Genomic DNA, 13,039 nt, shown 5'->3' with positions numbered 1-13,039 from the left:
TACGGGATGTTCTAAAGTGTCCGCTTCCAGCACCACTATTTTTGCATCCTGCCTGGGATGTCCCCGATGAATTGGCACCGCAAAGGAACAGCATGACCGCTTACCCAGCCCTGCGTGCCGCGGGGGCGACTGACGTCGGCCGGGTCCGCGAAGTGAACGAGGACTCGTTCGTCATGCTGCCCGCGGTGGCCGTCGTCGCCGACGGGATGGGCGGTCATGCCAGCGGCGATGTCGCCAGTGCCCTCGCGGTCGAGACCTTCCAGAGTCGCTTCGCGACCATCTGCCCGGTTCCCGAGGACATCCAGGACGCCGTCCACGCCGCCAACTCCGCGATCACCTCGGAGGCGGCTCGCAACTCCGAGAAGCAGGGCATGGGTACGACCCTGACCGGCGTGGCGCTCGTCGAGTTCGAGGGCGCTCCCCACTGGCTGGTGTTCAACGTCGGCGACTCGCGCGTCTACCGGCTCTCGCCGGCCGGCGTCACGCAGGTGACCATCGACCATTCCGAGGTCGCCGTCATGGTCCAGGCAGGGATGATCACCGCCGCGGAGGCCCGCGTCCACCCGCTGCGCAACGTCATCACCCGGTCGCTCGGCACCTACCCGTCTCCCGAGGCCGACACCTGGCTGATGGCTGTGGCGCCCGACGACATCTTCCTGCTCTGCTCCGACGGCCTCACCGGCGAGCTCGAGGACCACGAGATCCACGAGATCGCGTCCAAGACGCTCGGTGTCGGCGGAAGCATCGACAACCTCGCCCAGAGGCTGGTGGACGCTGCGGTTGCATCGGGCGGGCGCGACAATGTCACTGTGGTACTCGTGACACCCCCTCCCTCGCTCTTCGCCGCCCCCGCGGAGGCTGACGTCTCGACATCAGGCTCCTCACGATCCGCAGGGGACGTCTCGTCGTCCCATGAGTGATACCGCTACCTACTGTGCTGGGCACTGGCTCGCGTTGAAGGGCGACCGGTGCTGGGCGCTGGTGCAGCTCGGGCCCGGTGATCCGCGGGTCGGCGGCGTCCAGGCCGCTCTTGCCGACCCCCGGCCGGTCGACGCGATCGCCGGGCTGCTCTCCGCCGACGGGCCGCGAGCCCCCGGCTTCGCGCTGGTCGGGCGCGAGGGCCCACGGGTGCGGTACGCCGTACGCTCCCCTGCCAAGGTGACCGCCGTCGTCAACGAGGTTCCGGTCTTCATCGACGGCATCGACGTCTCCGGCAAGTGGGCCGACGGCCACTTCGCCGCCGTCCCTGAGCGGGCCGAGCTCGCCAACGGTGCCTGGGGCGGGATGGAGGAGGACCAGCCGCTGGTCGACACCGCCCACGCGCGCTCGTTGGACGTCGTCTTCGACCCCGACTTCTACGCCCAGGTGCAGCCCGACGCGACCATGACGCCGCTGGACCACACCATCCGGCGCTCGGACCTGGCCGCCTCCCCGCCGCCCGCGATGCCGCCGGCCGCTCCCCCTCCGGGGATGCCGGGCGTCCCGTCGTTCCAGAGCCCTCCCCCGTCGCCCGTGCCGCCGCCACCGGTGGCGCCGTCCCAGCCCGCGCCCGAGTCCAAGAAGGGCATCATCGACGGGCTTCCGTGGCGGAAGAAGGGCGCCAAGAAGCCCGACCCGAACGCGTGGGGTCCGCCGGACCGGCAGCCCTCACCCCCGTCCGCGACACCGCCGGCGCCGCGGCCCACAGCGCCTCCTCCCCCGATGCCCGCGCCGGCGCCCACGCCGACGCCGCCCAACGACATGGCGACCCGGGTCCGCGACGTCGCGACGCCGACCCCGGTACCGCCGGCGGGCGGGCCGACCGTATGGGCGGTCTACTGCCCGCAGGGCCACGCCTCGCCGCCCTACTCCCCGACCTGCCGCATCTGCCGGATGGCGCTGCCGCCGCACCAGCAGCCGGTCTCGGTCCCGCGCCCCGCGCTGGGCCAGCTCAAGCTGGGCGACGGCCGAGTCGTCATCCTGGACCGGGGTGCCGTCTTCGGGCGGTCGCCCCGCGCTGATGCCAACGGCAACACGGGGGCCGGTAGCGTACCTCCGCATCTGGTGAAGGTGATGCTGCCCGACATCAGCCGGCTGCACACCGAAGTGCGCCTGGAGGAGTGGCAGGTGCTCGTCCGCGACCTCGGCTCCGCCAACGGGTCCTACCTGACCCTGCCCGGCGGACGTCCGCAGCAGATGCGGCCGATGGAGGAGTACGCCCTGGAGCCCGGCGCCGTGGTGAGCCTCGCCGGCTCCATCAACCTGACCTATGAGGTTCTCGGGTGAGCGAGCGCCAGCGAGTGAGCCAACCAATCATCACGCGACCACGCCCGTATCCTGGCGCTTGCGCTACGGGGGTGGTCGCGTGACCCAGACACCACACCCCGAGCTCGGTCCCGAGCTGCCGGGGATGACCTGCCTGGGCCGGCTCGGCTCGGGCGGCTTCGCCGACGTCTACCTCTACGAGCGCCACCACCCGAAGGTCCGGGTCGCGGTGAAGCTGATGCGGTCCTCCGACCTCGCCGAGGCGCAGCGGGCACAGTTCGCCGCGGAGGCGGCGGTGATGGCCGAGCTGGCCGAGCATCCGTTCATCGTGCCGGTGCACAGCGCCGGCGAGACGCCGGACGGCCGCCCCTACCTGGTGATGGGCTACTACCCCAACGCCGACCTCGGTGCCCGCGTACGCAACAACCCGATGAAGGTGCAGGACGCGCTGCGCTTCGGGATCCAGATGGCGTCGGCGGTCGAGACCGCGCACCGCGCCGGGATCATCCACCGCGACATCAAGCCGTCCAACATCCTGCTCTCCCGCTACGACGTGCCCGGCCTGGCCGACTTCGGCATCGCCGGCCGCCCGCGCGACGACGAGGGTGACATCGGGGTCTCGCTGCCGTGGTCGCCGCCCGAGGTCCTCACCTCGGCCTCCAACGGTTCGGTCGCCTCCGACGTCTACTCGCTGGCCGCGACCGTCTGGCACCTGCTCGTGGGCCGCTCGCCGTTCGCGGAGCGGGGCAACAACTCCGACCGCGCCGTCTTCTCCCGCATCCTGCACACCGCTCCGCCGGCCACGGGCCGGCCCGACGTACCTCCGTCGCTGGACCGGGTGCTGCAGCAGGCGATGGCGAAGGACCCGACCTACCGGCCGAGGACGGTCCTCGACCTGGCCCGCCACTTCCAGCGGATCGAGCAGGAGCTGCGGCTGGGACGCACCGAGGTGCAGGTCCTCGACCGCGACGCCGGCGGCAGCGGGTCGATCCCGGTCGTTCCCGACATTCCGGCCGCGCGGGGTGAGGGTCCGACCACGGGCTCGGGCCGTTCGCGTCTCCCCTCTCCGCCCTCCGACCCGGAGATGGAGAAGGCCACCGAGCTCAAGCCACCGTCCCAGGTGATCGCGCAGGCGCCGATCACCCAGCCGCCGGCCTCGCTCGCATCGGCGCCGGTGGCGGATGCCGGCTCGGCCTCGGCCGACCGCACCCGGTTCAGCTACCCGCGGACGGAGGAGGGCCCGTCGGTCCTCACCGGCGCGCGCCCCTCGGAGGGCCGCAGCAAGACCCCGGCGATCATCGGCGTCGTCGTCCTCTTCCTCATCGCCGCCGCCATCGGCATCGTGCTCTCCCGCGGCGGCGACGACGAGAAGCCCGACGAGGTGCCGCCCCCGCCCGTCGAGACCGACCTCCCCGGTGTCACCGGCCCAGCCGCCCCAGGCAAGGTCAAGGGCACCCTCAAGGGCAACCGCGCGGTCTTCACCTGGTCCGGCGTGCCCGGAGCGACCGGCTACAAGTGGGTCGGCGACAACTCCACCAGCGGCAACGTGGACCGTCCCAAGGCTGTCGTACTCCTCGACGGCGCCACCAAGGTCTGCATCCAGGTCCGCTCCCTCGGTGAGAACGGCAACGTCTCCCAGGGCGCAGCCCAGGCCTGCGTCAGCAAGTAGCCCGGCGCAGGCGATACTGGGCGCATGCCGAACACCCCTGCGCCGACCAACCCGGTGGCGACGTCAGCGAAGCTGGCGGACGGACGCGAGATCTGGTTCTTCGACGAGCAGCCGACGCTGCGGTCGGTGCACGACGAGCGGCCGCTGGAGCCGCGAGCGGGCGGGTCGCAGCTGCGCTGGGACCGGCTGACCGCGACCTGGACGGCGGTGGCGGGGCACCGGCAGACGCGTACGTTCAAGCCGCCCTCGGACGAGTGCCCGCTGTGCCCGTCCGTCGACGGACGGCTGACCGAGATCCCGGCCGAGAGCTACGACGTGGTGGCCTTCGAGAACCGGTTCCCGGCGCTCTCGACGGTCGCGGTCGGCGAGGCGACCGGCGAGCCGTTCGTCTCCCAGCCGGGGCGCGGCCGGTGCGAGGTGGTCTGCTTCACCAGCGACCACGAGCAGAGCTTCGTCGACCTCCCTCCCGAGCGGGTGCGGACGGTGCTCGCGGCGCTGGCTCATCGCACCGAGCAGCTGACGGCGATGCCGGAGGTGGCGTACGTCTTCTGCTTCGAGAACCGTGGCGAGGAGATCGGGGTGACGCTGCAGCACCCGCACGGGCAGATCTACGCCATGCCGGTGCTGCCGCCGCGGATCGAGTCGCTCGTGAACGCCGCCGACGCCCATCGCGACGAGACCGGCGAGTGCCTGCAGTGTGCGGTGCTCGCCGACGAGATCGCCGATGGGTCGCGGGTCGTGGCCGAGAACGGGACGTTCGTTGCGTACGTGCCCTACGCCGGTCGCTGGCCCTACGAGATCCGCGTCGTGCCGCGGCGCCACGTGGGCTCGCTGCCCGGACTGACCGCCGACGAGATGAACGACCTCGCCGCGCTCTACCAGGAGTGCCTGCGGCGGATGGACGGGCTCGACGACGCCGGCCCGGTTCCCTACATCGCCGGCTGGCAGCAGGCCCCGACCGGACGTGAGGACACCTGGCACCTGGCCGCCGAGATCTTCACCATCCGGCGGGCGCCGGGACGGCTGAAGTACCTGGCCGGCATCGAGTCCGGCGTCGCGCTCTGGGTCAACGACATCCCGCCGGAGACCGCTGCCGAGCGGCTCCGCACTGCGTTCTGAGGCCGGGCCCTAAAGCCCCTGCCAGTCCGGCTTCCCGGCGAAGACCTCGCGGTAGTAGTCGCGGCGTACGAGCCGGGAGGCCGCGGCCTCGTCCAGGAGGACCGAGACGTGGCCGTGGAGCTGGAGGACCGACGCCGGGCAGGTCGCCGAGACCGGGCCCTCGACCGCGGCGGCCACCGCCTCGGCCTTGCCCTCGCCCGTGGCGAGGAGGAGCAGATAGCCGGCTCGGGTGATGGTGCCGAGGCCCTGGGTGAGCACGTGGTGCGGCACCGCGTCGGGTGAGCCGAAGAAGCGCGCGTTGTCCTTGCGCGTCGTGGCCGTGAGCGTCTTGATCCGGGTCAGCGAGGCCAGCGACGAGCCCGGCTCGTTGAAGGCCAGGTGGCCGTCGGAGCCGATGCCGAGGATCTGCACCTCGATCCCGCCCGCGGCCACGATCGCCGCCTCGTAGCGCTCCCCGGCCGTCGGCAGGGTCTCCTCGGTCGGGTCGGGCCCATGGACCCGCTCGGGCGGGATGCCGATCGCGTCGGTGAACTCGCGCCGGATGGTCGCCAGATAGGACTGCTCGTGCCCGTCGGGGAGGCCGACGTACTCGTCCAGGTTGAACGTCTCCACACCGTCATAGGACGGCCCGCGACCGTCCCGGGCACGCCGGATGAGCTCCTCGTACGTCGCCAGCGGCGTCGAGCCGGTGGCCAGCCCGAGCACCGCGGGGGTGCCGGCGGCCGCCCGGCGACGTACGACGTCTTCGATCGTGTCCGCGGCGAGGGATGCCACCTCGGCCGAGGTGTCGAGGACAACTACTTCCATGTCAGTCCTTCGTCGGGGTGATCAGGGCGGCGCCGATGGCGGCGACGGGGGCGGCCGAGACCACCCGCAGGCGCGAGGCGAGCTCGAGGGAGGCGAGGAAGGGCGACGTCTCGGTCTGCCGGACCAGCGCGAGCGCGATCGCCTCCCGCAGCGGCTCACCGACCGTCGCGACACCCCCGCCGATGACGACGCGTTCGGGGTCGACGGCGAGAGCGAGGGCGCGTACGGCCGCCGCGACGCCGTCGGCGAAGCGGTCCCGCACGATCACGGCCGCCGGGTCGCCCGAGGCGGCTGCGGCGAAGAGCGCCGCGGCAGGGTGGCCGGTGGCAGTCGGCCAAGCCGCCGCGAGCGCGGCACCGGAGGCGACCAGCTCGAGGCAGCCGCGCTGGCCGCACCCGCACACCGGGCCCTTCGGGTCGACCGGGAGGTGTCCGACCTCTCCGGCGGCGCCGTGGAAGCCTCGGCGGAGCGTGCCGCTGAGGTAGAGACCGGCCGCCAGGCCGGTGCCGAGCGAGAGGTAGACCAGGTCATCGACATCCTCGACGGCGTGCGCGCCGAGGGTCGCCGCATTGGTGTCGTTCTCGAGGGTGACGATCGCTCCCGTGCGTGCGCCGAGCAGCTCCGCGAGCGGGAAGGCGTCGCCGTCCAGTCCCAGGTTGACCGCATGCTTCACGGTTCCGGCGCGGGTGTCGACGATGCCGGGGATGCCGACCCCGATCGAGCGGATCTCGCCGCCGTCGAGCGCGTCACGCAGGCTCGCGACCACCGCGGCCCCGCTCTTCACGACACCCTCGCCGCCGGGCGTGGTGGCGGCACGGTCCTCGGCCAGCACCGCCCCGTCGGCGCCGATCGCGATGCCGTGGACCTTGGTGCCGCCGATGTCGAGGCCCACCCGTGCGCCGTTCACCGGTTCCAACCCGATCGTCGCAGCACCTCGGTGACGGCGACCACGCCCGGCAGGGAGAACCCCTGCGGACACAGTCGCGGCACCCCCGGTCCGTCGTACGCCCCGGGCCACCCCCACTCCACCAGCACCACGGCGCCCGGGAGCTCGGCGACGGTCCGGCCGACCTCGGGACGGCGGTGCGCGTCACGCACCTGCACGATGAGGGGTGCGTCGGGGAGATCCGGGAGCGGGTCGCCAGGGCGGATGACGATGTCCGGCGGCAGCCCCCAGGGCACGTCACCCACGGCGATGTTGGCCTCGGTGTCGACGGTCACGACCCGGGCGCCGGCGAGGTCGGGGATCGCGGCGAGGTCGTCGCTGGCCGTTGCGAGCGCCCGGCGAGCGCCCTCGACCGAGCGTTCCTCGAACCGGGGGTCGAGCGCGCCTTCGGGCCGCTGCTGCGCGCCGGCGAGGTCGGCGAGCAGCCGGTCGATGCGCGCGACCGCGTCCTGGAGCCGCTCCAGCGGCAGCTCACCGGAGTCGACCGCCGCCACGATCGCGGCGGTCGTCTCGTGGACCAGCGAGGTGGGCTTGTCGGGGCCGAGCAGGAGCAGATCGGCGCCTGCCTTGAGCGAGAGCACCGCAGCGGCCGGGATCCCCCGGCTCGCCGACGCACCGGCCATGTCGAGGGCGTCGGAGACGATCGGCCCGTCGTAGCCCAGCTCGCGCAGCAGTCCCAGCACAGGCGCGGAGAGCGTGCCGGGCAGCTCGGGGTCCAGCGCCGGTACCACGATGTGGGAGGTCATCACCGAGGCGGCACCGGCCTCGGCGGCCGCCAGGAACGGGACCAGCTCACGGTCACGCAGCGTGTCCAGGGAGGCGTCGAGGACGGGCACGGAGACGTGGCTGTCCTGGCCGGTGTCGCCGTGGCCCGGGAAGTGCTTGACGCAGGCAGCGACGCCGGTCGACTCCAGGCCCTTCACCCATGCGGCCACGTGCTTGGCGGCCACGCCGGCGTCGTGGGAGAACGACCGGGTCGCGATCACCGGGTTGTCGGGGTTGGAGTTCACGTCCGCGACGGGTGCCAGGTTGAGGTTGATGCCTGCTCGCGCCAGCCGCAACCCGACCGCCCGCCCGGTCTCCTCGGTCAGCGCCAGGTCGTCGGCCGCGCCGAGGGCGGCGGCGCCGAGCACCGAGGAACCGGTGAGCGCCTCCAGGCGGGTGACGTCCCCGCCCTCCTCGTCGATGGTGATCACCGGCGTCCAGCCACCCTCTTCGGATGCGGCCCGGATCTCGGCCGCCAGGCTGCGTACGGAATCCTCACCGGCCTCGGTGTTGGGGCCGAAGAGGCAGATCCCACCCAGGCCCTCGCGGAGCAGCTCGGCGTAACCGGGCGGCAGGGCGGGGCCGGCGAAGGCAGAGACCTGGACGCGCAGCGCCAGCGTCTCGACGCTTGTCGGAGAGGACATCACGAGACCCCCAGCTCTCCGGCGAGGACCAGCACCGCGGCGCCGACGATGACGACGTCCTCGCCGAGCGTCGACGTACGGAACTCCAGCGGCTCGCCGCTGACCGGCATCGTCCGCTCGCGGATGATCCGGTCGGCGGTCTCGCGCAGCGGTCCGTCCAGCAGTTCGGTCGGCCCGGAGAGGACCAGCTCGTGAAGATTCAGGGTTCCGACCACAGGGGCCAATGCCTTTCCAAGATGTTCGCCGGCTTCCACGAGCGCATCGTCGTGGGCTGTCTCGAGGCGCTCGCGCAGGCGCGGCACCGCGAGGAAGGTCTCCAGGCAGCCCCGGCGGCCGCACGCGCACAGCGGGCCCTCGGGGTCGACGGTCACGTGCCCGACCTCACCGGCGGCGTCGACGAAGCCGTGGAGCAGGGCGCCTTCGAGCACGAGCCCGGCACCGACACCGGTCCCGACCCGCACGAGCATCAGCCCGCCGTCGCCGGACTGGCCGAAGGTGTACTCCCCCAGCACCGCGGTGTTGGCGTCGTTGGCGACGTACGTCGGTCGGCCGGTCTCACGGCGCACCTGATCGGCCAGGGCGACGTCGGTCCAGCCCAGGTTGGGTGCGGCGATCACGGTGCCGTCGGCCGCGACCACGCCGGGGCTACCGATCCCGATGCCGAGGATCGGCCGGTCGGTGCTCGCGATCAGCTCGGTGACCAGCTCCTTCACGAGACGTACGGCCTCGCTTCCGGTGCGGCCCTCCCGGCACCTGGTGGTGCGGTGGACGACGTCGCCGGTCAGGTTGAGCACGGCCCCGGCGACCTGGTCGTCACCGGAGACGTCGATGGTCACGATGTGTGTGGCGTCGGCGGCGAGACCGACCAGCATCGGCGGCTTCCCGACCCGGCTCTCCACCGGCGCGCCGAGCTCCTCGACGAGACCGTCCTCGAGCAGGCTGCCCACCAGATCGGAGACCGTCGCCCGGGTCAGGCCCGAGGCTCGAGCCAGGTCGGCGCGGCTCGCCGGACCCACCGCGAAGAGGTGCTGGAGCACCAGGGATCGGTGATGCCGCCGCGCATCCTCCTGCAGCAACTTACCGATCGGCCGCAACGTACGACGTCTCGCCTTGGACATGTTTGTTAGTCCATCGTACTTATTAATGCTGCGTCAAGTCGACACGACGTTTTCCTCGCCGAGAGGTCACATTCTGACGCCCAAGGGTCAGTTTCTGCCACCGAGACCTCGGCTTCCGGAGCGTTCGGCACCAGAAACTGACCTTTCGGTGGGTCAGATGATGGCGGCAAGCTGGGCACGGGTCGGGACGTACGGCTCGATGCGGAGAACCATGTGGGCCTCCTCGGGGGTGCGGTTGCCCTTGCGGCCGTTGCACTTGCCGCATGCCGCCACGGTGTTCATCCACGTCCATCTGCCGCCGCGTGACTGTGGCAGCAGGTGGTCGATGGTGCGGGCGTGGCCGCCGCAGTAGGCACAACGATGCTGGTCGCGCTTGAGCACTCCCTCGCGGGAGTAGCCAGCCGGCCGATACATCCAATGCATGGCGATGTAGCGGACCAGCCGCACCGCCTTGGGCCATGGATGTGGCCCGATCATCTTGTCGCCCTGTTGCTCGTGAACCACTGCCACCTCACGGAACAGCATCCGCACGGCGTGCTTGAACGACACCCTTCCGAGCGGCTCGAAGGAGGCGTTATACAGGGTCACGGCGCCCATGGTCGTGGTCATACTCGGTTACCTCCCAGGAGAGTCGGATAGAGATCGCATGCAGATCGGACAGAAACAAAAGGGCCGCCCCGACGAGACAGACATGTCTCGCAGGAGCGGCCCGGAGTGATCCGGTGCAGCTATGCACCCAGGTCACTGTCGGCTCCCGCGGGCATGAGGGTCGCGCTCGTGCGCAGCGGTCAGCGACCAGGCCGCCGGGGCGGTGGTCGAGTGCTGCGTGCTCATGCGTGGGCCCTTCAATTGGTCAGGTGAATTTGACCCGGTGGTGAGACCGGGTGCTTCCAGGATAGAGCGAACACCCTCCTCCTACCAACGGTTTTCGCAGGTCAGGACCGTGTCTTTCCGGTTAACTACGCCCGACGTACGCCGTTTGGGCCCGTTAGCGCAGCCCGGCCCGCATCTCGGAGCCTCGGGATCAGCGCCTCGCCGACCCGGGTGACCTCGGTCCGGTAGGGCGTGTCCGAGAGGACGAAGTGGGTCACGCCGAGCTCCTGGTAGCGGCTCAGCGCGGCGGCGACGTCGTCCGCGGAGCCGACCAGCCAGGTGGTTCCGGCGCCGCCGCCGCCGTACTTCCCAGGAGCGGTGTAGAGGCACTCGTCGAGCACGTCGCCACGGTCGGCGAGGTCGAGGAGGCGGCTCTGCCCGACCGCTGACCGACCGCGGCGGAACTCGCGGTCTCCGACGGAGTCGGCCATCCGGCGCACCTTCTCCTCCGCGTCGCACCAGGCCTCCTCGCGAGTGTCGCGGATCAGGGTGGTGATCCTCAGCCCGAACTCGAGTGGCGCGAGGTCGCGGCCCAGCGACTGCTCCAGGCCTTGCAGGCGCTCGACCCGCTCGGCGATGCCGTCCAGCGGCTCGCCCCAGAAGAGCTGTACGTCGGCCTCGGTGGCGGCCACCGCCTCGGCCTCCGGGGACGCGCCGCCGAAGTAGAGCCTGGGGTGCGGGCGGTCCTCGGTGGCGTACGGACGCGGGGTGATGGTGGAGCCGGCGACCTGGAAGTGGTCGCCGTCGAAGGTGACGTTCTCCTCGGTCCACAGCCGCCGCACCAGTCGCATGAACTCCTTGGTCCGCGCGTAGCGGGCCGCGCGTGAGTCCTCGCGGTCGCCGTAGGCGGCCAGGTCGTCCTGGCCGGAGACGATGTTGACCCGCACGCGGCCGCGGCTGAGCCGGTCGAGGGTGGCGGCCGAGGTGGCGAAGTTGGCTGGGCGCCAGTAGCCCGGGCGGATCGCGATGAGCGGCTCGAAGGTCGTGGTGCGCGCGGCCAGGGCCGTCGCGACGGTGAAGGTGTCCGGCCTCCCCCAGCTGGTGCCGAGCAGGGCACCGGCCCAGCCGGCCTTCTCGACCGCCTCGGCCAGGCCGACCTGGTAGTCGAGGGTGCCGTAGCCGTCCTCCGGCGACGCGGTGTCGCCACGGTGGCCGGTCTCGACGAAGTTGGGCAGATACCAGAGGAGCTCGGGGTTCGTGGGGGCGCTCATTCCAGACTCCTTCAAATTGTTTATTGAATTAATAGACTAACGCATTTGATGTCGATCCTCGGGACAGGCTCAGCCACTGAGCCAATTCCTGGGTATCGTCCGATCCATGGGCCTGACCTCCGCTGAGCTGATCGACCTCGTCCTCGACCCCGGCACCTGGACGTCCTGGGACATCCCGCCCGTCCACGGCGAGGTCCCCGAGGCGTACGCCGCCGACCTGGTGCGCGCCCGGGAGCGGGCCGGGACCGACGAGTCGGTGGTCACCGGCGAGGCCCGGATCGCCGGGCGCCGGGTGGCCGTGGTGCTCTCCGAGTTCCGGTTCCTGGCCGGGTCGATCGGGCGCGCGTCGGCCGAGCGGCTGATCGCGGCCGTGGAGCGTGCGACCCGCGAGGGGCTGCCGCTGCTGGCCGGCCCGGCCTCCGGCGGGACCCGGATGCAGGAGGGTACTCCGGCGTTCGTGCAGATGGTGCGTATCGCCGAGGCGGTCACCCGTCACAAGGCCGCCGGTCTCCCCTACCTCGTCTACCTGCGCCACCCCACCACCGGCGGCGTGATGGCCTCGTGGGGATCACTGGGACACGTCACCGTCGCCGAGCCCGCAGCACTCCTCGGGTTCCTGGGGCCGAAGGTCTATGAGGTGCTCAACGGCCGCCCCTTCCCTTCCGGCGTCCAGGTCGCGGAGAACCTCTTCGCCCACGGCCTCGTCGACGGCGTCGTACCTCCCGACGAGCTCGCCGGGCTCGTCGACCGCGTCCTGACCATCCTCGATCTCCGCCCCGAGAAGCCACCCACGTCGGCCGAGACGTCGCTCGCGTCGGCCGAGAGGTCAGCCCGTGACGCTTCGGCCGACGGGGCCGACTTCTCGGCGGTCGACACCTGGGATGCGATCACGCGGTCCCGGCGCGCGGACCGGCCGGGGGCACGGGCGCTGCTCCGGATCGCGGCCTCGGACGTCGTACCCCTCAACGGCACCGGGCAGGGCGAGCGGGACCCGGGCCTGATCATCGCGCTGGCGCGGTTCGGTTCAGCGCCGTGCCTGGTGCTGGCCCAGGACCGCCGCGAGCAGGCACACCAGCCGCTCGGGCCGGAGGGCCTGCGCGAGGCGCAGCGCGGGATGAAGCTCGCCGCCGGGCTCGGGCTCCCCGTCGTCACCGTCATCGACACCCCCGGTGCCGCGCTGTCGGCGGAGGCGGAGAACGGCGGCATCGCCGGCGAGATCGCGCGTACATTGGGCACGCTCGTCAATGTCGAGACCCCGACACTGAGCCTGATGCTGGGCGAGGGCAACGGCGGTGGCGCGCTCGCATTCCTCCCCGCCGACCGGGTGGTCGCCGCCCAGCACGCCTGGCTCTCCCCGCTTCCGCCGGAGGGCGCGAGCGCGATCGTGTACGGCGACTCCGACCACGCCGCCGAGATGGCCGAGGCCCAGCGCGTCCTCGCCGTCGACCTCCAGCAGATCGGCGTGGTCGACCGGATCGTCGCAGAGTCCCCCGACGCCGCCGACGAGCCGGAGACGTTCTGCCGCCGGGTCGGAGGAGTCCTCGAGGGCGAGCTGCTCGCGCTGCTCGCCTCCGGGCCGGGCGAACCGACCGCTCGGGCCGCACGCTACGCGGGCTGAGGACGTACGCGGGAGATCTTCGGAC

General features: G+C 71.8%; 11 protein-coding genes. 5 read left to right on the top strand and 6 right to left on the bottom strand.

From position 1 onward, the window contains the following. The first annotated feature begins 92 nt into the window (after positions 1 to 92). From ACFX43_RS19815 to galT, 4 genes are all read left to right on the top strand, one after another. Entirely contained in the window at positions 93 to 920 is an 828-nt protein-coding gene (locus ACFX43_RS19815) for a PP2C family protein-serine/threonine phosphatase (RefSeq protein ID WP_378833155.1), read from the top strand. After that, positions 913 to 2,265, top strand: coding sequence for an FHA domain-containing protein (locus tag ACFX43_RS19810; RefSeq protein ID WP_378833149.1), 1,353 nt, complete (start codon positions 913 to 915; stop codon positions 2,263 to 2,265). Before ACFX43_RS19815 ends, ACFX43_RS19810 begins: the two co-directional genes overlap by 8 nt. Before the next feature lie 79 nt (positions 2,266 to 2,344). Beyond that, positions 2,345 to 3,913, top strand: coding sequence for a protein kinase (locus ACFX43_RS19805; RefSeq protein WP_378833145.1), 1,569 nt, complete (start codon positions 2,345 to 2,347; stop codon positions 3,911 to 3,913). A gap of 24 nt (positions 3,914 to 3,937) precedes the next feature. Continuing rightward, positions 3,938 to 5,032, top strand: coding sequence for a galactose-1-phosphate uridylyltransferase (gene galT / locus ACFX43_RS19800; RefSeq protein ID WP_378833134.1), 1,095 nt, complete (start codon positions 3,938 to 3,940; stop codon positions 5,030 to 5,032). Positions 5,033 to 5,041: 9 nt separating this feature from the next. On the opposite strand, the gene nagB is transcribed toward galT, so the two are convergent. The 6 genes from nagB to ACFX43_RS19770 all read right to left on the bottom strand — a co-directional run bounded on the left by nagB (position 5,042) and on the right by ACFX43_RS19770 (position 11,396). Continuing rightward, a complete protein-coding gene (gene nagB, locus ACFX43_RS19795; RefSeq protein WP_378833127.1) occupies positions 5,042 to 5,839 on the bottom strand; it encodes a glucosamine-6-phosphate deaminase in 798 nt (265 codons plus the stop codon). Between the two features lies 1 nt (position 5,840). Then, a complete protein-coding gene (locus tag ACFX43_RS19790; RefSeq protein ID WP_378833124.1) occupies positions 5,841 to 6,746 on the bottom strand; it encodes an ROK family protein in 906 nt (301 codons plus the stop codon). Continuing rightward, a complete protein-coding gene (locus ACFX43_RS19785) occupies positions 6,743 to 8,194 on the bottom strand; it encodes a glycoside hydrolase family 3 N-terminal domain-containing protein (RefSeq protein ID WP_378833120.1) in 1,452 nt (483 codons plus the stop codon). Before ACFX43_RS19785 ends, ACFX43_RS19790 begins: the two co-directional genes overlap by 4 nt. Beyond that, entirely contained in the window at positions 8,194 to 9,312 is a 1,119-nt protein-coding gene (locus tag ACFX43_RS19780) for an ROK family protein (RefSeq protein ID WP_378833113.1), read from the bottom strand. The genes ACFX43_RS19785 and ACFX43_RS19780 overlap by 1 nt, the downstream gene beginning before the upstream one ends. 153 nt (positions 9,313 to 9,465) lie before the next feature. Beyond that, entirely contained in the window at positions 9,466 to 9,921 is a 456-nt protein-coding gene (locus tag ACFX43_RS19775; RefSeq protein ID WP_350718554.1) for an HNH endonuclease, read from the bottom strand. A gap of 350 nt (positions 9,922 to 10,271) precedes the next feature. Further along, a complete protein-coding gene (locus ACFX43_RS19770; RefSeq protein WP_378833106.1) occupies positions 10,272 to 11,396 on the bottom strand; it encodes an LLM class flavin-dependent oxidoreductase in 1,125 nt (374 codons plus the stop codon). Positions 11,397 to 11,502: 106 nt separating this feature from the next. Here ACFX43_RS19770 and ACFX43_RS19765 point away from each other — a divergent pair, with 106 nt between their 5' ends. Continuing rightward, complete coding sequence (locus tag ACFX43_RS19765; protein ID WP_378833101.1) at positions 11,503 to 13,014, top strand: carboxyl transferase domain-containing protein; 1,512 nt, start codon at positions 11,503 to 11,505, stop codon at positions 13,012 to 13,014. The last annotated feature ends 25 nt before the right edge of the window (positions 13,015 to 13,039 follow it).

The organism is Nocardioides sp. YIM B13467, from assembly GCF_042788075.1.
In the GTDB taxonomy this organism is placed as follows: Bacteria; Actinomycetota; Actinomycetes; order Propionibacteriales; family Nocardioidaceae; genus Nocardioides.
Note: the sequence above shows the minus strand (reverse complement) of the source record. Positions and strands in the feature narration are given on the sequence as shown.

What these genes read in the sequence shown, in the direction of transcription:
- galT (WP_378833134.1), top strand. Translation starts at nt 3,938, where the DNA reads ATGCCGAACACCCCTGCGCCGACCAACCCGGTGGCGACGTCAGCGAAG.
- nagB (WP_378833127.1), bottom strand. Translation starts at nt 5,839, where the DNA reads ATGGAAGTAGTTGTCCTCGACACCTCGGCCGAGGTGGCATCCCTCGCC.
- ACFX43_RS19775 (WP_350718554.1), bottom strand. Translation starts at nt 9,921, where the DNA reads ATGACCACGACCATGGGCGCCGTGACCCTGTATAACGCCTCCTTCGAG.
- ACFX43_RS19765 (WP_378833101.1), top strand. Translation starts at nt 11,503, where the DNA reads ATGGGCCTGACCTCCGCTGAGCTGATCGACCTCGTCCTCGACCCCGGC.
- ACFX43_RS19810 (WP_378833149.1), top strand. Translation starts at nt 913, where the DNA reads ATGAGTGATACCGCTACCTACTGTGCTGGGCACTGGCTCGCGTTGAAG.
- ACFX43_RS19815 (WP_378833155.1), top strand. Translation starts at nt 93, where the DNA reads ATGACCGCTTACCCAGCCCTGCGTGCCGCGGGGGCGACTGACGTCGGC.
- ACFX43_RS19780 (WP_378833113.1), bottom strand. Translation starts at nt 9,312, where the DNA reads ATGTCCAAGGCGAGACGTCGTACGTTGCGGCCGATCGGTAAGTTGCTG.
- ACFX43_RS19770 (WP_378833106.1), bottom strand. Translation starts at nt 11,396, where the DNA reads ATGAGCGCCCCCACGAACCCCGAGCTCCTCTGGTATCTGCCCAACTTC.
- ACFX43_RS19785 (WP_378833120.1), bottom strand. Translation starts at nt 8,194, where the DNA reads ATGTCCTCTCCGACAAGCGTCGAGACGCTGGCGCTGCGCGTCCAGGTC.